Source organism: Idiomarina loihiensis (assembly GCF_024584785.1).
Taxonomy (GTDB): Bacteria; Pseudomonadota; Gammaproteobacteria; order Enterobacterales; family Alteromonadaceae; genus Pseudidiomarina; species Pseudidiomarina fusca.
Genome location: NZ_CP074112.1, coordinates 1,908,249 through 1,928,823 on the forward strand (window position 1 = coordinate 1,908,249; position 20,575 = coordinate 1,928,823).

Sequence of the window (20,575 nt, forward strand, 5' to 3'; positions counted from 1 at the left end):
TCGATATCCCCAATCGATAAAGTTTAACCTAAAAAATGAACCAAGTATGGCAAACTACCGTAATCAGCTTGAATCTAGTATAATACCGACCCTTTTTGGGTACATCAGCTAATTTGTAACGTTTGGAGCCGTACAGCATGCCAACAGCAACCCCTACTATGATGCCAGATATCGCCAATCAAACCCGCGCGCAAACCGAGGGTAAGCTTGATTGGGTTGGCATGAGCAACATCGAGATGCCGCTGGTAGTCGGTGCCGCCAACGAGCCAGAGCGCCCCGTCAGCGCTCGCGTTGATGCCTTTGTGAATCTGACCGATCCGAAAGCGAAAGGCATTCACATGTCTCGTTTATACCTGTTACTGGAAGATTTATCCAATAACGATGTGTTAAGCCATCAATCGTTGCGCACATTATTGCACGATTTTATTGATAGTCACGAAGGTTTGGCCGATCAAGCCTATGTAAAATTTAGTTTTGACTATCATTTACGCCGCAAGTCGTTGATCAGCAAAAAGCAAGGTTGGAAAGCCTATCCTGTGACTGTAGTTGGTCGCTACGATAATGGCAACCTGCAGCTTGAGCTTAGCGTTGAAGTGCCCTACTCGTCTACCTGCCCATGTTCGGCAGCGTTGGCGCGGCAATTAATTCAAGAAGCTTTTGCCGAGCAGTTTGGCACCGAGCAAGAGGTTGATGCCGAGTTAGTACATCGCTGGTTAGGCACCACCCAAGGTATCGTGGCAACCCCACATAGCCAGCGCTCAATCGCCCAAGTGAAAGTAGCTTTAGCGGAGCAAGCCAACGAGTTGCCGATTATCATGTTGATTGATGCCATTGAAGATGCCTTGAAAACTCCGGTTCAAGCAGCGGTTAAACGCGAAGATGAGCAAGAGTTTGCCCGCCTCAATGGCCAAAACCTGATGTTCTGTGAAGATGCCGCACGGCGCTTACAACATGAATTGCATCAGCACGCTGGGTTTGCCGACTTCTGGATTCGGGTAAACCACTACGAATCATTGCATGCGCATGATGCGGTAAGTATTACCACCAAAGGTATCCCAGGCGGCTTTAAAGCTTAAGCCAAAATATCGACCTACCAATCCGGCTGCGGTATACTGTGCGGCCGGATTTTTTTGTTTTAGAACCTTACATGACTGCCCGATTGAGGACAAGATGGAACCTATTGATATCGTTGGTATCGGCAACGCGCTCGTCGATCAAGAATTTGAAGTAACCGATGAGTTTTTGCAGCAGCATCAGATCGAAAAAGGCATGATGACGCTGATTGAAGACGCCGACCAAGAACGTTTAATCGCTGAACTAGCTAACCGCGGCGAATTAAAGAAACAATCGGGTGGTGGCTCTGCTGCTAACTCTTTAGTGGGCTTTACCCAATTTGGTGGCAAAGCTTTTTATTGCTGTAAAGTAGCTGACGACGAAGCCGGTAAGTTCTATTGCGAAGACCTAGAAGCCGTAGGCATCACCACTAACACCGGCAGCCAGAAGCACGAAGGCAAAACCGGTCGGTGTTTAGTGATGGTCACGCCTGATGCCGAGCGCACCATGCGTACCTATCTAGGTATCACTGCCGACCTATCCGTAGCTGAATTAGACGAAGTGGCCATTGCCCGTGCCGAGTACCTTTATATTGAAGGTTATTTGGTGACGTCGCCGATTGCTCTAGAAGCCATTGCCCGGGCGAAAGAAATCGCGCGCGCTAACGGTACCAAGATTGCCATGACCTGCTCCGATCCTGCCATGGTGAAATACTTTGGTGACGGCATCGAAGCCATTCTTGATGGTGGCGTAGACGTGATGTTCTGCAATCAAGAAGAAGCACGGATCCTAACTGGTACTGATGACGTACAAGAAGCCATGCAGCTATTGCAGCAGCGCGCTCATTTAGTGGCTATTACCTTAGGTAAAGACGGTGCGCTACTCGGCGACGGTAGCCGCCAAGTAGCGGTGCCTGGCGTGAAGGTTAAAGCAGTCGACACCAACGGTGCTGGCGATATGTTTGCCGGCGCTATGATGTACGGCATCACCCGCGGCTATAGCCTAGCCGCTTGCGGACTATTGGCAAGCCATGCCGCAGCTGAGGTCGTTTCTAATTTTGGCCCACGCCTGAGCCCCGATCGCCAGCAACAGCTGCTGATCCGATTACAGCATCAACCAGAATTCGCTGGGTAAAGGCAACAACGCCGTGAGCTTTGGGCTTGCGGTTTTAACGAGGTTTTACATGCAAGATTACAAAGTAGCAGATATTAATTTGGCCGCTTGGGGCCGCAAAGAAATTGCCATTGCTGAGACAGAGATGCCAGCTTTGATGACCATTCGTCGCAAATACGCGGATAGCAAGCCACTGGCTGGTGCGCGTATTATTGGTTGTATCCATATGACCATTCAAACAGCTGTGTTAATTGAGACCCTGATTGAATTAGGCGCACAAGTGCGCTGGTCGTCGTGCAATATCTTTTCTACCCAAGACCACGCTGCGGCAGCTATGGCAGCAGCTGGGGTGCCAGTATTTGCATGGAAAGGCGAAACCGAAGAAGAATACGAGTGGTGTTTAGAGCAAACTTGCCATGAGAACGGCGAATTGTGGGATGCCAACATGATCCTTGATGACGGCGGCGATTTAACCTTGCTGATCCATCAAAAATACCCACAAATGCTAGACAAGATTCATGGTATTACCGAAGAAACCACTACCGGTGTGCATCGCTTGTTAGAAATGTTGAAGCATGGTGAGCTGAAAGTACCTGCGATTAACGTCAACGACTCTGTCACTAAGTCTAAAAACGATAACAAATACGGCTGCCGTCATTCTTTAAATGATGCCATTAAGCGCGCTACTGATCACTTGTTGGCCGGTAAAAAAGCGTTAGTTATTGGCTACGGAGATGTGGGTAAAGGTTCTGCCGCGAGCCTCCGTCAAGAAGGCATGATTGTTAAAGTGACTGAAGTAGACCCGATTTGTGCGATGCAAGCCTGTATGGATGGCTACGAAGTAGTATCACCTTACCTGAACGGTGTTAACACTGGCAGCGCTGATGGCATCAATCGCGATTTGTTACAAAACACCGATTTGCTAGTCACCACCACGGGTAACGTGAATGTGTGCGACAAGCACATGTTAGCGGCGCTTAAATCAACTGCTGTGGTCTGTAACATTGGTCACTTTGATAATGAAATTGATACCAAGTTTATGCGTGACAACTGGCGCTGGGATGAAGTGAAGCCACAGGTTCACAAAATCTATCGTAGCGATGATGCTAGTGACCACTTACTCTTGTTGTCTGAAGGACGTTTGGTGAATTTAGGTAATGCCACAGGTCACCCAAGCCGAATCATGGATGGCAGCTTTGCTAACCAAGTATTGGCGCAAATGCATTTGTTCAGCGAGAAATTTGCTGACTTGCCAGCTGCCGATAAAGCGGCTCAATTGCGGGTAGAAGTGTTGCCTAAACAGTTAGATGAAGAAGTAGCGCGTTACATGGTGCAGGGTTTTGGTGGGGTTATGACCAAACTTACCCAGCAGCAAGCAGACTACATTCATGTCACGGTTGAAGGGCCATTCAAATCTGACGATTACCGTTACTAAGCAAGTTAAAGCTTATTTGTTGCAGGCTGCCGTTCAGGTTCTGGACGGCAGCCTTTTTTTATCGAGCGATTGGGCGTAGGTAAAAAAACAATGATAAACTAGCGCGCTAAACTGCAGTTTACATTTACTTGCTTAGCAAGGTAGCTATTTATGGTTTCATATAAACAACTTACCGCGGCTGATTTCGACGCCGTGATAGAACTTGGCAACAAGGTTCATGGTGATAATTATCTTACCGATGAATCATTGGCCGATTATGCCGAGCGTGGCATCAAAGATGGGATTAACCTCAATTGGTTGGCGTTTGTGGATGGCCAATTAGCGGGCATCCGATTGACCTTTGCGCCGGGTAACTGGGAGTTAGATGACCACTGTACACCGGCAGAGTGGCCGGTGGCCCCTGAGCAGATGTGCTACTTTAAATGCGTGGCGGTGGATCCTGATATTCGCGGCGCTGGGATTGGTCGCGGCATGCTAGAGCGCAGCATTAACGAAGCGAAGAAGCTTGGCTGTCGTGCCGGCTTGGCGCACATTTGGATGCAAAGCCCAGATAACGCTGCCTTTGAATACTTTACTCGTTGCGGCGGTGAGCTTATCGAAGAGCATGGTAAGCGTTGGTACGATTTATCCGTCAACGATGGTTATCACTGCCCGGTGTGTGACGGTATTTGTTACTGTAGCGCCGGCGAGATGATCTTGAGATTTAAATAATGATGTACGACCCGCTTCATGATTCGTGTCCGGGTCCGCAGCAACCCCCTGCGCCAAGCTATTGGCAAGATCACAGTCACACCAGCTGGCCCGCAACCGCGGGTCCGTTACCTAACTACGCCGATGTGGTGATTATCGGTGGCGGTTACACCGGGCTCAATGCCGCGCTAGAATTAGCTGAGCGCTATCAGCAGCAGGTGGTGGTGTTAGAAGCCAACCAACTGGGCTGGGGCTGCTCTAGCCGTAATGCCGGCTTTGCCATGCCGGGTACCGGCCGCTTAGGTTATGCGACGTGGGCAAAACGCTTTGGCGAAACCACCGCGCGTGGCATTCAAGCTGAATATCAGCAGGCCTTTGCCCGGCTCGCTCGGCATCAGGCAGCCTGCCCCGAGCAGTTACAGACGCAACACGGCGGCTATCTGAAGATTGCGCATACGGCCAAGGCTGTAGCTGAGCTGCAACAGCAATATCAACAGCTGCAACGGTTTGAACCCGCCACGCGCTGGCTCAACCAGACACAGTTGCAAGATGAAATAAACAGCCCCCATGCTCATGCTGCTATCCATTTTCCGCAAAGTTTTGGCTTAAACCCGCTATTACTCGCCGCTAGCGTTGCCCGTCAGGCCGACCAGGCCGGCGCCCAACTATGCAGCCATACTCCGGTGCAACACTGGCATACCGATCCGCAGCAACAGCATCATCTCACCACGCCAGCGGGTACCATTCGCTGCGCCAAAGTGATTATTGCTAGCAATGGCTACAGCGCCCAGAACTTACATCCAAGTGTTCAGGGGCGCACCCTGCCGGTGTTATCGAGTGTGGTGGTGACGCGGCCGCTAACCCCAACTGAGCTAGCCACCATCAAACTGACGAGTCAACGCTTGGTAATGGATACCCGAGCGCTGAAATATTATTTTAGATTGCTGCCAGATCAGCGTCTCTTGTTTGGCGGACGTGGTGCCATTACCGGCAAAGATGCGGATAAACCGCGCTATCGTGAGCACTTACTAGCCGCCTTGGCCGATACCTTCAGTTGTTTGCGTGGTATTCAAGCCGAGTACTTTTGGAGTGGTTGGGTGAGTGTCGCCTTGGATGACTACCCGCGGATTTATTCACCAAGCCCGGGGGTTTTTACCAGCATGGGTTACTGTGGGGCGGGCGTGACTTTTACTCAGTTGGCGGGGCAGCGGGTAGCTCAGCTGGCCATGGGCGCTGAGCTACCGGCACTGCCGTTTTATCAGTCGGCGTTACCGCGCTTTCCATTCGCGCGGTTTCGCCGACTGGGCCAACGGTTTTATTACTATGTTCATCGTTAATTATTAATTGTTAATTATTAAAGCCCGAACACCACTTTCTCGCTGGCAAGCATTTTGCCAATCAAGCGCATCAATATCCAAGATACCACCAGTGTCGCTAAGGCACTTAAACCCAATGGCAGCCACTGTAATGACTCACCTTTGATTAAATCTAACAGGGCTTGATGCTGTCCGGTAACGGGTAGGTAATAAAGTGCTGGGCTTTTTAAGCGCGCAAACTCTACCCCAAACACTGCAATCATCGGCACCATCAATAGTAGCGAGATGTAGGTTTGGGCTTCTTTGAAGCTCTTGGCGCGGAAACTCACAAACAATTGCAGTGCCGTAGCCAGTAATGCTAAGGGGGCTAACAGGGCAATGATGAGCAGTAGATCAGCGGCCGACAAGGACACGCTCATGCCGATTTCGTGGAGCGGCAAAAATTGAAACACTAAAGGCGTTAACAACACGCATAACACGCCCCCGAACATCGCAAAGCAACTAGCTGCCAGCGCTTTACCGTACACCAATTGGTGACTACTTAACGGCTGCGCTAGCAGTAGTTCCAGGGAATTGCGCTCGCGTTCGCCAGCACTAATATCTATCGCTACGTTCATGCCGGAGAAAAACACTGACATCAAGAAGAAAATCAGCACACTCCCCATCAATAATGCTGCACGCGAGCCTTGAGTAGCAGTGTCATGCTTTATTAAAGTAATCGGATTAGCGACATTTGGATCAATTCCGCGCATTTGTAATCGCATAAAAGCAATTTGGTTGCCGTAAGCCGAGATGGCTTTTTCCAGACGACGCAAGTCTGTGGTCTGTTTCTGCGCACTGAAATCCGCGGTAATGATCACTTCAACGGGGATACCTTTGCCGATTTGCTCGCCCCAGTTGGCGGGAATCTCCAGCTCAATAGGAGTAGTACCGGCAGGCCAAGGTTTGTCGCGTTGGACGATACCCTGTTGATTCAGGTGTTCGACCAGCGCCGGTGCGTGATCCGTGCCACTGATATCAATTTCGACATCACTGGGGTCGGTTAATTGGCTGATAAGAAAATAAAAGGCCACGGCCATGAACAGCGGACCAAAAAAGGCATAAGACATCGCCGCCATTACCGAGCGTTTATCACGCAGGGCATCTTTCAGTTCTTTACGCCATACAGTTGCAATGGGGTTGCTCATGCCGCAATGCCCTCGTCAGTTCCGATAATTTTAACAAAGGCTTCTTCTAAAGCCGTTTCACCCGTGAGTTCGCATAATTGCTCGGTGGTGCCTTGCGCTGCTACTTTACCGGCAGCTATCACCACCACTTGGTCGCACAGTGCGGCGACTTCTTGCATCACATGGCTAGAGAACAGGATACTGGTGCCCTGGGCTCTTAAGTCACGCAGCAGATCACGCAAAATACGTGTGCTCATCACATCTAAGCCGCGGCTTGGTTCGTCTAAAATCAGGTGTTTGGGCTGATGCACAATAGCCTGTGCCAGCGCGACTTTCATTCGCTGACCCTGCGAAAAGCCTTGGGCTTTACGGTCGGCAATGGCGCTCATATCTAAGCGGTCAATCGCGGTTTGGGTTGCTTGTTCAAGCTGGCCACCACTAAACCCGTGCAAGGCTGCGAAATAAGCGATTTGCTCGCGCGCGGTGAGCCGCTCATAGAGCCCGAATTTATCCGGGAAGATGCCAATATTGCGACGCGCTTCAAGGGGTTGCTTACTGGTATCTATGCCATCAATAAGGGCATGTCCGCTATCGGCCTTAAGCAAGCCGTAAATGGTACGCAGACAGGTGGTCTTGCCGGCACCATTAGGGCCAAGCAAGCCGGTGATTTGCCCCTCCGGGGCCACAAAACTTAAGCCATTGAGGGCATTTACTTTGCCGAAGCTTTTCCGTAGTTCAGATACTTCAATCATGCTAGCCCCCTATAAGCCTTTGCCGTTGCTGTTTAAAATAAAAGGCACGGCCTTTTTCGTTTCAATACAGCTGGTGTCTAACCCGGCTGGGTCAGCAGTTTCCAAGAACTTGGCTACTAATTGGTTAGCACAGGTGTGGCTAACAATAGTGTGTGAACCATGTTCAGCAATCACGTGACGGCTGTTGGTTAAGGTCTGCGCCGCTAAGGCACCCCAGGTAGGTGGCGTGACCGGATCTAAGCGGCCAGACAAGAGTAACGTTGGAATATCGCTTGCAACTGGGACGAACCATTCGCTCGGCCGCTCGGCCTGTGGCCAAACGGAACACATTTGTACAAAAGCATCACCGGTGCGACTGCCGATAAAATCATTATCGCCGTCGGCAGCAAGCAGCTCTGGGGTTGCGCGGGCTAGATCTTCGCTACAAAGCACGGACAGCATCAGGCCCATGTAAATTTCTGCCTGGGCAGTAGTGGTGCCTAACAAGCCCACTAACGGGGTGTAATTAGCTTTGGCGGTTTGATCAATCACGTACGGCAACATTTGGCGGGTGGTGGGATGATACAAACCCACCCGCATGACGCTACTAAAACGCCCGGCGGTGACCATGATCTCTAACGGCTCATTAGTGAGCGGGTCTTTAATGCTAATCAGTTGCGGCTGTTGCTCTAACTGCTTTAACACCTGCACGTAAGTGTCGCCCAAGTTAGGGAAGGTATCCGCACAGGCACTACTCGCACTGCATTGCTCTAGTAATTTATTGAAGGCGTCAGCACCATGACGACCGAACGGCCCGACAATCACCTCAGGTGGTGCCACGGCATCGAGTACAGCAGTACGCACAGATTGCGGAAATTCACGCAGGTAGATTAAGCCGGCGCGGCTACCGTAAGAGCCGCCATAGAGGTTAACTTGTTGATAACCCAAATGTTGGCGTACTTGCTCAAAATCTTTAATCGCATGCAAGCTATGGAACTGGGTGAGATCGTATTGTTCAAACTGCGCCAAACACTCACGCGCCATCTCATCTAGTTTTACATCATCATCGGTTTTTACCAATTCTTGCTCGTGACTCAGGCTACAGCTCACTGGCTCGGATTGACCGGTACCGCGCTGGTCGATAAGCAAAATATCGCGACGTTTGCGCACGTCAGCGAAGATGCGATTAATCATGGGCGCCAACTCAACCGCTGCTTGGCCGGGGCCACCAGCTAAAATCAATAAGGGGTCGGGACGTTTACTTTCGCTGACGGCTGGTAACACTGCGTAGTTAATGGTCAGTTGTTTAGCGTCTGGCGCCGCATAATCTTGCGGTACCGATAAACTTCCGCATTGTACCTGCTCGCTGATCCCTTTGAGGTAGCAGCCGGTTAATTTGCTGGTGGGGGTGCTGCTAGTAGCAGCTGTGCTGTCAACTTCAGGTGCGGTTTGCGCAACGGCGGGCAACAGCAAACTCATCAATAAGCTAGACGCCACTGCTAGTTTGGTCAGCAGCATGGTGGACATTCCGTTCGTTCTCATAGGTTGTTATCCGATTGTAACAAGTTGCCTAAGTGTAACGAGAAGCACAGAGCCTGGGAAGCGTTAAACTGTAAATGATTATTTAAGCTGGATGGTTATTCTTGGGAATAGTCAGCGATGCGCTGCCGTAACAGTTCAATGACATTACCGTTAGCCAAACTGCTGGTAGGTTTTTCTACGCTGCTGCTATGTTGACGCACCCAATCGACATCGCCATTGGCGGCTAAATCTCGTGGGCTAAGGCTTAACACCAAAAGGCGGCCGATGTCATCGGCACGATGTTCGATTGCGAATTGGATCATGGTGTTATGGTTACAACGCACGTCACTATAGATATCGCGGATACGGAGACGGTAGTCTCGCAGCTTGTCGCGAAAACCTATGCTATCGTTGGCGCGCACATAACTGCATAGGCTAAGAACGAGGTTTTCGTCGTAAGGTTGCAACAGCGGTTTGGCCTGCACCGGGCGCGCAGCCACAAGTGTCGCTAGCACCACGGCTAACATGACTGTCACTTGAACTGCATAATAACTAGAACGCTGCACCGCAACCCTACCCTTCACATCTTCAGTAAAACTTTTAGCTGATCTTAGCTATCAACTGTTTCAATCATATTACTGAGCGTGGCCAGGGCTTGCAACGGAATAAAATGTTAACTAATGCGGAGCTCTTTACAGAATGATTACACTTTAAAAGCGCTGCGTTCCGATCTCGCCGTTAACTCTTGCGTAGGTAAACTTCTGTTACAAATGCGTGCGGGTTACTGGCATCGGCGGGGTGTTCAACGGCTTCGATGAGGTCCCAATCTGCCACAGCTTGGTAATCAGGGAAATAGGTATCGCCAGCGGTGTCTAAATCGATTTTGGTAAGGTAGAGTTTGTCGGCGCGAGGTAAAAACTCAGCATACACATGGCCGCCGCCGATAACCATCAGTTCATCGGCATGGCCGGCAGCTTGCACCGCATAATGCGGGCTATTCACCCAAATCACGCCTAGTTCATCGGTATAAGGCTGCTGATGTTTACGGCTTAAAACAATGTTGGTGCGCCCTGGTAATGGGCGCCCAATAGATTCATAGGTGGTACGGCCCATCACCACAGGCTTGCCCAAGGTTACTTGCTTAAAGTGTTTCAGCTCAGCTGGCAAATGCCATGGCATATCGCCATCTTTACCGATCACACGATTGGCTGCCATCGCAGCAACAAGAGCAATTAACATGGGCTTTCCATCCTATTTTTGGTAAACGACCTCGACATCATAATCATCGTCGTCAAAATCGTCATCATCGTCTTCGTCTTCGTAGTCATCTTCATAAGCTTCTAATTGCTGCTTATGATAGTCATCCCACTTAAACTCAACGTTAGCTTTAGCCTCGGCTTCCATTTCTTCTGGAGTTGGCTTGGGCAGTGCTTCTAAGTAATTCACGATCTCTTTACACAGAGCGTCCGTGTTCACATGAGCTAAGCCGGAAATCTGATAAACTGGGCCGTCCCATTGCAAAGCTTCTTTCACTCGAGCAATGCCTTCAGCTATTTCTTCTTCAGACAGCAAGTCTACTTTGTTCACCACCAACCAACGCGGTTTAGCAGCCAACTCAGGGCTGTATTTCTCTAACTCTTGCACGATCGTTACTGCTTGCTCAGCTGGATCTGTCTCATCATAGGGAGCCAAATCAACAAGATGCAATAACAAACGGCAGCGCTCAAGATGCTTTAAGAAACGAATACCTAAGCCAGCGCCTTCAGCAGCACCTTCAATCAAGCCTGGAATGTCTGCGATCACAAAGCTCGCATGTGGCACCGGACGTACCACGCCTAAGTTAGGCACCAAGGTGGTAAACGGATAATCCGCTACTTTAGGTTTTGCCGCCGATACCGAACGAATAAAAGTAGATTTACCAGCATTTGGCATGCCCAGCAAACCGACGTCAGCCAACAGCATTAATTCTAACTTCAGGTTACGAATTTCGCCCGGAGTACCCATGGTTTTTTGCCGAGGGGCGCGGTTGGTTGAGCTCTTAAAACGAGCGTTACCAAGGCCGTGAAAGCCGCCCTTAGCGACCATTCTACGTAACCCATGGCGAGTTAAATCGCCCAGTACTTCGCCAGTCTCGATATCGGTGGCGCGGGTACCTACAGGCACCTTCAGCACCAAATCTTCGCCACGCTTACCAGTACAGTTTTTGCCTGAACCGTTTTCACCGCGCTGAGCCCGATGAAAGCGCTCAAACTGATAATCAATTAAGGTATTGATATTTTCATCAGCTTCTAGATAAACGTCACCGCCATCGCCGCCATCACCCCCATCAGGTCCCCCTTTTGGGATGTATTTTTCACGGCGAAAGCCTACCACGCCGTTACCGCCGTCGCCTGCTTCTACGCGAATTTGAACTTCATCTACAAACTTCATGATTACCTACCTGCTTACATGAAAAAACCCCGCCACATCGGACGGGGTTTCTTATTTCTTTCGTGAGCTCGTTTAAACTGAAATTATTCAGTAACGATGCTTACGTATTTGCGGTTTTTAGGACCTTTTTCCGCAAAAGAAACTTTGCCGTCCGCTAACGCGAACAAAGTATGGTCACGACCGATACCTACGTTGTCACCAGCGTGGAACTTAGTACCACGTTGACGAACGATGATGCTGCCAGCTAATACTGATTCACCACCAAAGCGTTTCACACCCAGACGTTTACTTTCTGAGTCACGACCGTTACGAGTTGAGCCTGCGGCTTTCTTGTGTGCCATTTGTCGTTACTCCTTAATTAACCGTTAATACCAGTGATTTTCACTTCGGTGAACCACTGACGATGACCTTGGCGTTTCATGTGGTGCTTACGACGACGGAACTTGATAATGTTCACTTTGTCTGCACGACCATGATTGATAACTTCCGCCTTGATAGATCCACCAGAAACAAAAGGTGCGCCGATTTTAACGTCGTCACCGTTCGATAGCATTAATACTTGATCGAACTCAACCACATCACCGGTGGCTGCTTCCAGCTTTTCCAGGCGGACGATTTGGCCTTCAGTTACACGGTGTTGCTTACCGCCACTTTGGAATACTGCGTACATAGATTTTCTCCGATTGATCCTCACCGAGGTGGTGAGGGTTTCTTTATTTAAATCTGGGCGCGAATTGTACATAAACTCGCGAGGCGAGTAAAGTGCGTTTTTCGGTATTCGTCCGCTGCGCTGTTCGAGCGCTTTGCTGTTCGTGCGCTACGCGATCCGGTCCACGGCGATGGCGGCGAGAGCGTGCAGTGCGTCGCGATAAGGCGATGGCGGTAGCTGTTGTAATTGTTGTTGGGCTAATTCGGCTTCGGCCAAGGCGCGGTTACGGGTGTATTCTAGTGCGCCGGTGCGCTGCATGGCAGTTAGTACTGCGGCTAAATGCTGGCGGCCATTGCCCTGCTCGATGGCTTGTCTAATCAGGTTAGCTTCGCTATCGTTGCCGTGCCACATGGCGTACAACAGCGGCAGTGTTGGCTTACCTTCGGCAAGGTCATCACCGGCTTGTTTACCCATAGTGTCGCTATCGGCGGTGTAATCTAACAAGTCATCGACCAGTTGGAAGGCGGTGCCAAGGTGGCGGCCGTAGGCTGCTAACGCAGCTTCGACGGGCTCCGGCTGAGCCGCCAGTACTGCGCCTAACTGGGTGGCCGCTTCAAACAGCTTGCCGGTTTTGCCGTAAATCACCTCAAAGTAGCTGGTTTCTGTAGTGTCCGGGTCGTTACAGTTCATCAACTGCAGCACTTCGCCTTCAGAAATAATATTGGTGGCGTCAGCTAGGATTTTCATCACCTTCATGGAGTTTAAGGTGACCATTAATTGAAAGGCGCGCGTGTATAAAAAGTCGCCGACGAGTACGCTGGCTTCGTTGCCAAATACGGCGTTGGCGGTTTTTTCGCCGCGGCGTAATTCAGAAGCATCAACCACATCGTCATGTAACAAGGTAGCCGTGTGGATAAACTCGACGATGGTGGCTAACGTGAGATGGCCATGGCCTTGGTAACCCACGGCACGTGCGGCAGTTACTGCTAACAGTGGGCGCAAGCGTTTGCCGCCACTATTCACAATGTATAAGCCGAGTTGGTTAATCAGTGCTACATCTGACTGTAATTCGCTGCCAATTAATTGGTTGACGCCGGCCATGTCTTCGGCCATTAACGCATTGATCTGTTTTAGGTTCATTGCTTAGTGCTGCTTAGCTGCCATAAGTAAAATCATGGCGCAGATTGTACACTATTTTTTGCTTGGGAGCAGCGAAAAACCACCAGCGCTAGCACAAATCCACTGACGATACCGCCACTATGGGCGTACAGAGCTATGCCTTCAACCAAGCTAGGAAAGCTAAAATCAAGCAGGCTTTTGATCAGGATACCTAGCACGATAGCTGCGCCGATCCATTGTTTAGCCAACGCATCTTGCAACGCGGCGTAGGCGAATAAGCCATACAAGGCGCCAGAAAAGCCGGCATAGATTTCGTGGCCTGGGGCAAACCAGAGTTGGCTCAGGCTACTTACAATGGCTACTGGGAGCAGGATCCACCAATCTTGATTTCGTTGCAATTGGGCCGGAAATAACAGCCAAGCAATCCAAATGCCAGCGACATTAAACCACAAATGGGCTTGGTCATGATGCATCAGGTTGGCGGTGAGGGGTTGCCACCAAGCGCCTGCGTAAACTTGCGCGGTGACCATAAACCAGGCGGAATGCCAAGGTGTTAGCAAGTAATAACAGACAACAAGCAGAGCGCTAAGTGCACTAGGTACCCATAGGCTCTGCTTGAACGTCTTCAATGGGTTAGCTTACTTAACGAAGTCTAAACCAATTTGGATGTCGTTTTTCAAACCGTCTAACATGTCGGCTTTGGCTTTTTCTTCGTAAGCGCTTAATTCGCCGTAAGACAGGATTTCTTCAACACCGTTAGCGCCAAGGCGAACTGGGTGAGCGAAGAACAAGGCATCGTTACCGTCGGTTTCAACGTAAGTGCACTCTACGACGCTGTTGTCGCCTTGCAGTGCCTTCACCAGTGACAAGCAGAAGCGCGCTGCTGCTTGGCCCATAGATAAGGTAGCAGAGCCGCCGCCAGCTTTAGCTTCAACCACTTCAGTACCCGCATTTTGAATACGCTTAGTTAGCGCTTCAATTTGCTCGTCGGTAAAGCTTAGGCCTGTTTGTGACAACAATGGCAGGATGGTGGTGCCGCTGTGGCCACCAATCACAGGAACTGTGACTTCAGCTGGGTTTTTACCGTGAATTTCAGCCACAAACGTTTCTGCACGAATCACGTCTAAGGTAGTCACACCAAACAATTTGTTTTTGTTGTAAACGCCTTTTTTCTCTAACACTTTCTTAGCGATAGCAACAGTAGTATTCACTGGGTTGGTGATGATGCCGATGCAAGCCGTTGGGCAATTGTCCGCAATAGCTTCGATCAGGTTAGCAACGATACCAGCGTTGATGTTGAACAGGTCAGAACGGTCCATACCTGGCTTACGTGGTACACCAGCTGGGATTAATACGATGTCGCTGCCCACTAACGCAGAAGCCAGGTCGTCTTTGCCGTAACCTTTTACGCTAACCGCAGTTGGGATGTGGCTGAGATCGACAGCAACACCAGGAACAACTGGCGCTACATCGTATAAAGCCAACTCTGTACCAACTGGTAATTGGGTTTTCAAAAGTAATGATAGTGCTTGACCGATACCACCGGCTGCACCTAAAACTGCAACTTTCATCTCAGACTCCATCCATTTATGTGGGGAAATTTAGGCCAAAAACTCTACTCTCTTTTAGCGAAAAATACAACGGGCGACCGCCTGACTAGGCGCTTATCTTGTATTGCTGTACACTCAGCAGCTACTCTGTAAATCCATAATAATAACTAGCAACCAGAAAATCATAGAGAGATATACGCATGGCCGACCCTAAAGCTGCTGATTTAATTGAAGCCTTCAAAGCGCTACTCAAAGAGGAGTGTTATGGCTCGCAGGGAGAGATTGTTGAACAGCTAAAAGAGCTTGGTTTTACTAACATTAGCCAGTCTAAAGTGTCGCGTATGTTGAGCAAATACGGCGCTGTGCGCACCCGCAATGCGCGCCAAGAAATGGTCTATTGTTTACCCGCAGAATTAGGCATCCCGAGCACCCATGCGCCATTAACGCAGCTTGTTTTAGATATTCAACACAATGATGTGATGGTGATCATTCGAACCACCCCTGGCGCCGCCCAGTTGATTGCGCGGTTGTTAGATTCGGTGGGCAAGCAAGAAGGCGTACTCGGCACCATTGCCGGCGACGATACTATTTTTATTGCCCCGGTGAAGGTTGCGCAGATTGAAGAAACCATGCGCAACGTGCAACAGTTGTTCGATAGCGTCAGTTAGAGCTGTCCTTGCTGCTGTAAGAAATCAACGGACGGGGCAAAGTAAGCACTATTGCTGATGGCCTCGATGTAATCTAGCAGCGGATCGTAATCGCCTTGGCTATCGGCCAGATAACGTTGTTTGAGCCAGGTATGCAGATGGCTGGGTTGGCCGGTGCAATACAAGCCTAACAAGCCCTGCTCGCGCAAATTTCCCCATGGCATGTTTTGCCGCAGCAGCTCTAACGGTTGCTCGTTGGCATCCAGTAACCGCGCGGCACGGCTGTGGCTGACTTGGCTTAGCAAGGCTTCACTGATGCGCTCGCCGGTGACTTTTTTGCGCCCCATCACATGCTCTTGCATATCGGTACTGAGCTGTTCCCAGCGCCGTAAATCGTGCCGAAACTTCTGCAAGTAAATGTAGCTACCGGCGGCAAACACAGCATCATCCTGCACCAGGGCCACTTGCCGACGACGCAGCCCCCGTGGGTTATCAGGCGCTTCAATAAAGCCTAATAAATCACGGCCATCCATAAATCTGAAGGTGGTGATCTGCTCAACGAGCTCGACGTCATGACCGAGCCATTCAAGTAAGGTGCGAGCTGCTTGAAAGTTAACATCGAACCGATCTGAACGAATGTTGAGTAATAAATCAAAAGACTCCCGCGGCGCTTGTCGGTCGCCATCGCTCACCTCAGGAAAGCCGGTTAATTGTAACGGCCGCACATGACTGTAAAGAATATCCCAATAATCACTACCGATGGCCACCATGCCATTGAGCATGGCTTCAGAGAAACGTGCATCTAGGCCTTCGAGCAACATGGGAATCCGCGCCAGCTTACGCCGCACGGTATCCACCTCATCAGTCATCACGTTCAACAGTAACGTGATGCCGTGCAAATTAGGTTCTGCGTATACGCCTGATTGTGCTTGTGCCGTCATGGTCGCTTACCTACCTGGTAAATTCCTCGAAAAAAAACGCGTATCGGTCGATTAATGTTTGCAATTATCCGTTGGCCCCGCACAATGTTATGTTTGGTTAGTCTATTCTGCCAAGCTTTGTAGCAAAAAAGTAGTGTAGCAAAATAAATGTCTTTTTGGAGAACCTATGCGTATCCCATCGTCTTTCTTATCAACGGCTTTAGTTGCCGCCTTAGCGGTAGCCCTCTCAGGCTGTGCTAGTAATGGTGCTAGTAGCGCTGATGCGCCAGCCGCCACTGCGGTTACCCGCGCGGCCAGTGCTGATCAAGCTTTTAGCGAGCTCGCTGATAGCATTTATCAGGCTTATTTGAACCAAGGCCGCGGAGTAGAATTAACGGATATGAGCCCAGTGGCGGTAACCGCACGCGCCGAGCAACAACGGCAATGGCTACAACAGTTGCAGCAAGTACCGGTAGCTGAACTATCGCGCCAGCAGCAAATTAACCACCGAATGCTGGTTTATCGGCTCCAAAATGCCGTTGATAGCTACGATTACAACGACCATTACCAACCGCTCAATGCCGAGGGTGGCTTTCATAGCAATCTTAGTTTTATGGTCAGTAATACCGCCTTTCGCAGCGCCCAAGACTATCAAGATTACTTAACTCGGCTGCAATCTATTCCGCGTTATTTAGAGCAGCAAACTGCATGGTTACAACGCGGGCTGGCGGCGGGCTACAGTCAACCACAGGCGGCTATGAAGGGCTTTGAAGAAAGTATCAGCGCCTACATTGTGCAAGACCCAAGTGAGAGCGTGTTCTTTGCCCCCTTCACCGAAGCCAAACCAACGTTTGTTAGCGACCAGCAGTGGCAACAATTTGGCGCTCGCGCGCAGGACATCATTGACGACGAAGTGGTGCCCGCCTATCAGCAATTGTTTAATTACATGGTGATGGATTATTTACCCAATAGTCGCACTAGCATTGGTGCGAGTGAGTTGCCAAACGGCGCTGACTATTACCAAAATCGCATCAAGCATTACACCACCTTAGATTTGACTCCTGCTGAGATCCATCAAATGGGCCTAGCTGAAGTCAAACGGATCCGTAACGAGATGGCGTTAGTGATTGAAAAAACTGGCTTTGAAGGCAGTTTTGCAGAATTCACTGATTATTTACGCAGCGACCCGAAGTTTTATCCGCAAAGTGCCGAGGAGCTGCTGCAATACGCGTCCTATATTGCTAAGAAAATGGATGGTGAGCTTCCTAAATTCTTTAAGTTGCTGCCGCGCCAGCCCTATGGCATAGCCCCGGTGCCGGCCGAGATTGCGCCTAAGTACACCACCGGCCGCTATGCCGGTACCGGCCGTGATGACCGTGCCAGCTTTTATTGGGTCAATACCTATGCGCTAGATCGCCGCCCGCTGTATCAGATGGAGGCGTTAACCTTGCACGAGGCGGTGCCTGGGCATCACTTGCAGGGAGCGCTAGCGCGTGAAATGGAAGACTTACCGGCTTACCGTCGCCACACGTACATTTCTGCTTTTGGCGAAGGTTGGGGCTTGTATGCCGAGTGGCTAGGTAAAGAAGCTGGATTTTATCAAGACCCTTACAGTGACTTTGGCCGGCTCAGCTACGAAATGTGGCGTGCCGCTCGATTGGTGGTAGATACAGGCATGCACGCCATGGGCTGGAGCCGTGACCAAGCGATGGAGTTTATGGCTTCGAATACGGCACTAAGTATGCATAACGTGCAAACAGAAATTGATCGATACATTACCTGGCCAGGGCAAGCTTTGTCGTACAAACTAGGTGAGATGCTGATCCGTAAGCTACGCATTGAAGCCGAAGATGCCCTTGGTGCTCATTTTGATATTCGCGAGTTTCACCATCAGGTGCTGAAAAACGGCAGTGTGCCGCTCGATGTCTTGGAACAAGAAGTGCGGGCCTGGATTGATGCTAGCGTGCAAGCACAAGCTAACAGCTAACGCACTGGAAACACCCAAGTCGCCGGCAATTCCTGATCGGGAACTAAGCCGGCGCCTTCGGGTAACGCCTGACCATGACCGTCAAGCAGGGTGGCTGGGGCGTACATAGAGACCCCGATGATCCAACCATTGGGTAAGCTTTTCACAATGGTTGGCGAGAAGGCCCCGCGAGTGGTTTGGCCATGCAAGCTAAAGCCGCGTAAACGCAGCGCTTGGGCTAGGTGTTCAGCGGCACTGGCGGTTATTTCACTCACTAACACCCGCCCCCCTTGATACAGACGACTCAAATCGGGACGCCGTTGCTCGGTTAGCTGATGCTGATTGATACTCGCAAAAGGTAAGGGTTGCGCTTGCAAACTCAAGGCTAGTTGGCTGGCCAGTAGCAGGCTGCCGCCTTCGTTGAAACGCAAATCTATGAGTAAGCTGGGGGGCTTGCCAAGGCTCTGACTGGCTTTTTTGAGATCGCTGGCGAGCTTATCTAACGCGCGTTGTAAGCAGCGCTGACCAGCCTCGCTATAACTCACTTCAACCTGCTGCAGGCCTTGTTGCACGCTGGTAAAACCATGCAGGCGTAACACGCCCAGATAATATTCGCCAGAGCTCAGCAATCCCCACCACAAGGCTTGTTCGCAACCGTTATAGAGCGCACTTTGTTGCAACTCCTGCAGCCATTGCTGGCGGGATAATTCGCGTTGCGCCTCGCCTACGCTAAATGGGTTAACGCGATAATAAGCTCCAAGCTCGCGCGCCAGCACAAAGGCGTGGCGATCATCGCTATCTACCAAGACTTCGCGCACCAGTTGATACAAAGCGACGGACTTATCCGTATCGGTAAGGTTATGTTGAGCATCCAGCCGTTGCGCCTGATAGCGCCAGCGCAATAATTCCGTTTGGCTGAGGCCATGCTGAAACTGCGTAAGTACCTCGGCTAAGGTATCGATGACGGCGCTGGCGGAGGCCTCGGGTGGTTGCCGACAAGGAGCGGGTAACAAGGGTTCACGGGTAAAAAATACCGGTATGCCATCAGATAAACGGCGTAACACCAAAGTGTTGCGGCCCGCCCCCACCCACTCGTGCTGGCCCGGGTTGTAAGCACTAGAAAACACCCGTGGCAGTAAGCCGGCATCGGCTCTCCAGCATTGGCTGGGCGTATATTGATAACGTGTTAACAGGCCGTCTTTGGCTTCAAGGTAGCTGTGGTATTGGGCTGACCAATACACCCCATCGGCAATCTCTAACTGTTGTGGGGCTAAACTCGCAGTGCACCCACTGAGCGCCAGCAACAGCCCGCCCAACGCTAGTCTGCAGCGTTTAGAGATACCTGTCATACAATAACTGCAACGTTGCCTCTGCTGCTCGTTCACCTTGTTCTGCCCAAATTTCTAGCGGTTGCTCGATAACTTGATAACCGCCACGGCTTGCACTCACACCTGCCACTTGACGCTCTCGCTCTAAATTGTAGCCACCGGCTCGGCCTCGATAGGACTGCGCTGCCTGTGGAATTTTAATGCGCTCGTCTGCCAGCAAGGTGGCATCTGTCATGGAGGTCATGCTGATATGGTAACCAATCGGCTCGTAGTTCAACGTTTGCTCGCGGTAGGGCAAGACTTCTATCAACAGCTTAGTATGTTTACGCAGCATGTCCATTTCTAGGCGCTGCTGATCATCCTGCGGATTACGCTCGGTACTAGAGCGGATTTCGGCGTCTAGTAGCCGCATGGCCACCGCCCGATTTACCAAACGCACCCCGTATTTAAGCAAGGTGCCTTGATAGCCGCGTTGATACTCTTGCCATTGTGCCGACGTGAGCATAGGGTCGCGATAATCACCTTGGCCACGTCGCTGCTCTACCCCAATCTGGATATCTTGCGAGCTGGGTGTAAAGGTGCCTTCGGTACCTGTAGCTTGGCTATTGATACTTACCCGCCGTTGCATCTGCCAATCCGACACCATGGCACTGAAGGGCTCTCCCACTAACATGATCAGTTGCGGGCGTCCGGCTGCTTCATAGGCCGTGCGAAAGGTCGCCTCATCTACCCTGATTAAGGGCTTAGGAGCTGCTCGTTCGGCGCGAGCCCGGTCAAAATAAGGCTCTTTAAGCATAGGTTGGGCGGGGGCATCTTGTTGCTTTAGTGGAGTACTGGCTACGGGCCAGGTCGCCAGGCCTAGCCCCAAGGCCGCCAACAGCAACTTGGTGGGCCCTAAAAACTTACCAGTAACACTCGAACGATCAGCATACCTGTTCATG

Annotated in this window: 21 protein-coding genes; 7 read left to right on the plus strand and 14 right to left on the minus strand. The window is 50.7% G+C overall.

Annotated elements, in window-relative coordinates; genetic code table 11:
- The first annotated feature begins 137 nt into the window (after positions 1 to 137).
- The 5 genes from folE2 (at position 138) to KGF88_RS09180 (ending at position 5,628) form a co-directional block, all read left to right on the plus strand.
- Positions 138 to 1,076 (plus strand): GTP cyclohydrolase FolE2, encoded by a 939-nt coding sequence (gene folE2 / locus KGF88_RS09160; RefSeq protein ID WP_228759493.1) that lies wholly within the window; start codon positions 138 to 140, stop codon positions 1,074 to 1,076.
- A 94-nt stretch (positions 1,077 to 1,170) separates the two neighbouring features.
- Positions 1,171 to 2,187, plus strand: a complete 1,017-nt coding sequence (locus KGF88_RS09165) for an adenosine kinase (protein WP_153826386.1) — start codon at positions 1,171 to 1,173, stop codon at positions 2,185 to 2,187.
- Positions 2,188 to 2,236: 49 nt separating this feature from the next.
- Positions 2,237 to 3,601 (plus strand): adenosylhomocysteinase, encoded by a 1,365-nt coding sequence (gene ahcY, locus KGF88_RS09170; RefSeq protein ID WP_110076692.1) that lies wholly within the window; start codon positions 2,237 to 2,239, stop codon positions 3,599 to 3,601.
- A 150-nt stretch (positions 3,602 to 3,751) separates the two neighbouring features.
- On the plus strand, positions 3,752 to 4,312 hold the full coding sequence (locus KGF88_RS09175) for a GNAT family N-acetyltransferase (RefSeq protein WP_153826387.1): 561 nt from the start codon (positions 3,752 to 3,754) through the stop codon (positions 4,310 to 4,312).
- On the plus strand, positions 4,312 to 5,628 hold the full coding sequence (locus tag KGF88_RS09180) for an NAD(P)/FAD-dependent oxidoreductase (protein ID WP_228759494.1): 1,317 nt from the start codon (positions 4,312 to 4,314) through the stop codon (positions 5,626 to 5,628). Before KGF88_RS09175 ends, KGF88_RS09180 begins: the two co-directional genes overlap by 1 nt.
- Positions 5,629 to 5,645: 17 nt before the next feature.
- Here KGF88_RS09180 and KGF88_RS09185 read toward each other — a convergent pair whose 3' ends face one another.
- From KGF88_RS09185 to mdh, 11 genes are all read right to left on the minus strand, one after another.
- Entirely contained in the window at positions 5,646 to 6,794 is a 1,149-nt protein-coding gene (locus tag KGF88_RS09185) for an ABC transporter permease (RefSeq protein WP_110076695.1), read from the minus strand.
- Positions 6,791 to 7,525, minus strand: a complete 735-nt coding sequence (locus KGF88_RS09190) for an ATP-binding cassette domain-containing protein (protein ID WP_110076696.1) — start codon at positions 7,523 to 7,525, stop codon at positions 6,791 to 6,793. The genes KGF88_RS09185 and KGF88_RS09190 overlap by 4 nt, the downstream gene beginning before the upstream one ends.
- A gap of 9 nt (positions 7,526 to 7,534) precedes the next feature.
- Positions 7,535 to 9,022 (minus strand): alpha/beta hydrolase, encoded by a 1,488-nt coding sequence (locus KGF88_RS09195; RefSeq protein ID WP_238387591.1) that lies wholly within the window; start codon positions 9,020 to 9,022, stop codon positions 7,535 to 7,537.
- Between the two features lie 119 nt (positions 9,023 to 9,141).
- Positions 9,142 to 9,591, minus strand: coding sequence for a DUF3718 domain-containing protein (locus tag KGF88_RS09200; RefSeq protein ID WP_153826389.1), 450 nt, complete (start codon positions 9,589 to 9,591; stop codon positions 9,142 to 9,144).
- A 172-nt stretch (positions 9,592 to 9,763) separates the two neighbouring features.
- The gene (folA, locus tag KGF88_RS09205; protein ID WP_110076699.1) at positions 9,764 to 10,264 is read right to left on the minus strand and encodes a type 3 dihydrofolate reductase; all 501 of its coding nucleotides are present in this window, start codon (positions 10,262 to 10,264) and stop codon (positions 9,764 to 9,766) included.
- A 12-nt stretch (positions 10,265 to 10,276) separates the two neighbouring features.
- Positions 10,277 to 11,455, minus strand: a complete 1,179-nt coding sequence (gene cgtA, locus KGF88_RS09210) for an Obg family GTPase CgtA (RefSeq protein WP_110076700.1) — start codon at positions 11,453 to 11,455, stop codon at positions 10,277 to 10,279.
- Positions 11,456 to 11,538: 83 nt separating this feature from the next.
- Positions 11,539 to 11,796, minus strand: a complete 258-nt coding sequence (rpmA, locus tag KGF88_RS09215) for a 50S ribosomal protein L27 (RefSeq protein ID WP_055439238.1) — start codon at positions 11,794 to 11,796, stop codon at positions 11,539 to 11,541.
- A 17-nt stretch (positions 11,797 to 11,813) separates the two neighbouring features.
- A complete protein-coding gene (rplU, locus tag KGF88_RS09220; RefSeq protein ID WP_055439239.1) occupies positions 11,814 to 12,125 on the minus strand; it encodes a 50S ribosomal protein L21 in 312 nt (103 codons plus the stop codon).
- A 147-nt stretch (positions 12,126 to 12,272) separates the two neighbouring features.
- Positions 12,273 to 13,244, minus strand: a complete 972-nt coding sequence (gene ispB, locus KGF88_RS09225) for an octaprenyl diphosphate synthase (RefSeq protein ID WP_153826390.1) — start codon at positions 13,242 to 13,244, stop codon at positions 12,273 to 12,275.
- A 32-nt stretch (positions 13,245 to 13,276) separates the two neighbouring features.
- A complete protein-coding gene (gene rrtA / locus KGF88_RS09230; protein ID WP_153826391.1) occupies positions 13,277 to 13,753 on the minus strand; it encodes a rhombosortase in 477 nt (158 codons plus the stop codon).
- A 108-nt stretch (positions 13,754 to 13,861) separates the two neighbouring features.
- On the minus strand, positions 13,862 to 14,794 hold the full coding sequence (mdh, locus tag KGF88_RS09235) for a malate dehydrogenase (protein WP_153826392.1): 933 nt from the start codon (positions 14,792 to 14,794) through the stop codon (positions 13,862 to 13,864).
- A gap of 179 nt (positions 14,795 to 14,973) precedes the next feature.
- Between mdh and argR the strand changes: the two genes are divergently transcribed.
- Entirely contained in the window at positions 14,974 to 15,441 is a 468-nt protein-coding gene (gene argR / locus KGF88_RS09240; RefSeq protein WP_110076704.1) for a transcriptional regulator ArgR, read from the plus strand.
- Here the strand turns inward: argR and KGF88_RS09245 are convergent.
- Positions 15,438 to 16,361 (minus strand): Dyp-type peroxidase, encoded by a 924-nt coding sequence (locus tag KGF88_RS09245; RefSeq protein WP_153826393.1) that lies wholly within the window; start codon positions 16,359 to 16,361, stop codon positions 15,438 to 15,440. The genes argR and KGF88_RS09245 overlap by 4 nt on opposite strands.
- Before the next feature lie 166 nt (positions 16,362 to 16,527).
- On the opposite strand from KGF88_RS09245, the gene KGF88_RS09250 reads away from it, so the two are divergent.
- Positions 16,528 to 18,327: a DUF885 domain-containing protein gene (locus KGF88_RS09250; RefSeq protein WP_153826394.1), complete on the plus strand. Its 1,800-nt coding sequence runs from the start codon at positions 16,528 to 16,530 to the stop codon at positions 18,325 to 18,327.
- Here KGF88_RS09250 and KGF88_RS09255 read toward each other — a convergent pair.
- Together KGF88_RS09255 and KGF88_RS09260 are read right to left on the minus strand one after the other, a co-directional pair.
- The gene (locus KGF88_RS09255) at positions 18,324 to 19,655 is read right to left on the minus strand and encodes a S41 family peptidase (RefSeq protein WP_153826395.1); all 1,332 of its coding nucleotides are present in this window, start codon (positions 19,653 to 19,655) and stop codon (positions 18,324 to 18,326) included. The genes KGF88_RS09250 and KGF88_RS09255 overlap by 4 nt on opposite strands.
- Positions 19,639 to 20,574 carry a hypothetical protein gene (locus KGF88_RS09260; RefSeq protein ID WP_153826396.1) on the minus strand — a complete coding sequence of 312 codons (936 nt, stop codon included), beginning with the start codon at positions 20,572 to 20,574 and terminating at the stop codon, positions 19,639 to 19,641. Before KGF88_RS09260 ends, KGF88_RS09255 begins: the two co-directional genes overlap by 17 nt.
- Position 20,575: the final 1 nt, after the last annotated feature.

Coding starts and splice junctions, on each gene's coding strand:
- ispB (WP_153826390.1), bottom strand. CDS start 13,244: ATGAACCTAAAACAGATCAATGCGTTAATGGCCGAAGACATGGCCGGC.
- KGF88_RS09175 (WP_153826387.1), top strand. CDS start 3,752: ATGGTTTCATATAAACAACTTACCGCGGCTGATTTCGACGCCGTGATA.
- KGF88_RS09195 (WP_238387591.1), bottom strand. CDS start 9,022: ATGCTGCTGACCAAACTAGCAGTGGCGTCTAGCTTATTGATGAGTTTG.
- rpmA (WP_055439238.1), bottom strand. CDS start 11,796: ATGGCACACAAGAAAGCCGCAGGCTCAACTCGTAACGGTCGTGACTCA.
- KGF88_RS09245 (WP_153826393.1), bottom strand. CDS start 16,361: ATGACGGCACAAGCACAATCAGGCGTATACGCAGAACCTAATTTGCAC.
- ahcY (WP_110076692.1), top strand. CDS start 2,237: ATGCAAGATTACAAAGTAGCAGATATTAATTTGGCCGCTTGGGGCCGC.
- rrtA (WP_153826391.1), bottom strand. CDS start 13,753: ATGGTCACCGCGCAAGTTTACGCAGGCGCTTGGTGGCAACCCCTCACC.
- KGF88_RS09250 (WP_153826394.1), top strand. CDS start 16,528: ATGCGTATCCCATCGTCTTTCTTATCAACGGCTTTAGTTGCCGCCTTA.
- KGF88_RS09165 (WP_153826386.1), top strand. CDS start 1,171: ATGGAACCTATTGATATCGTTGGTATCGGCAACGCGCTCGTCGATCAA.
- KGF88_RS09180 (WP_228759494.1), top strand. CDS start 4,312: ATGATGTACGACCCGCTTCATGATTCGTGTCCGGGTCCGCAGCAACCC.
- KGF88_RS09185 (WP_110076695.1), bottom strand. CDS start 6,794: ATGAGCAACCCCATTGCAACTGTATGGCGTAAAGAACTGAAAGATGCC.
- rplU (WP_055439239.1), bottom strand. CDS start 12,125: ATGTACGCAGTATTCCAAAGTGGCGGTAAGCAACACCGTGTAACTGAA.
- KGF88_RS09190 (WP_110076696.1), bottom strand. CDS start 7,525: ATGATTGAAGTATCTGAACTACGGAAAAGCTTCGGCAAAGTAAATGCC.
- folA (WP_110076699.1), bottom strand. CDS start 10,264: ATGTTAATTGCTCTTGTTGCTGCGATGGCAGCCAATCGTGTGATCGGT.
- KGF88_RS09255 (WP_153826395.1), bottom strand. CDS start 19,655: ATGACAGGTATCTCTAAACGCTGCAGACTAGCGTTGGGCGGGCTGTTG.
- mdh (WP_153826392.1), bottom strand. CDS start 14,794: ATGAAAGTTGCAGTTTTAGGTGCAGCCGGTGGTATCGGTCAAGCACTA.
- cgtA (WP_110076700.1), bottom strand. CDS start 11,455: ATGAAGTTTGTAGATGAAGTTCAAATTCGCGTAGAAGCAGGCGACGGC.
- KGF88_RS09260 (WP_153826396.1), bottom strand. CDS start 20,574: ATGAACAGGTATGCTGATCGTTCGAGTGTTACTGGTAAGTTTTTAGGG.
- argR (WP_110076704.1), top strand. CDS start 14,974: ATGGCCGACCCTAAAGCTGCTGATTTAATTGAAGCCTTCAAAGCGCTA.
- folE2 (WP_228759493.1), top strand. CDS start 138: ATGCCAACAGCAACCCCTACTATGATGCCAGATATCGCCAATCAAACC.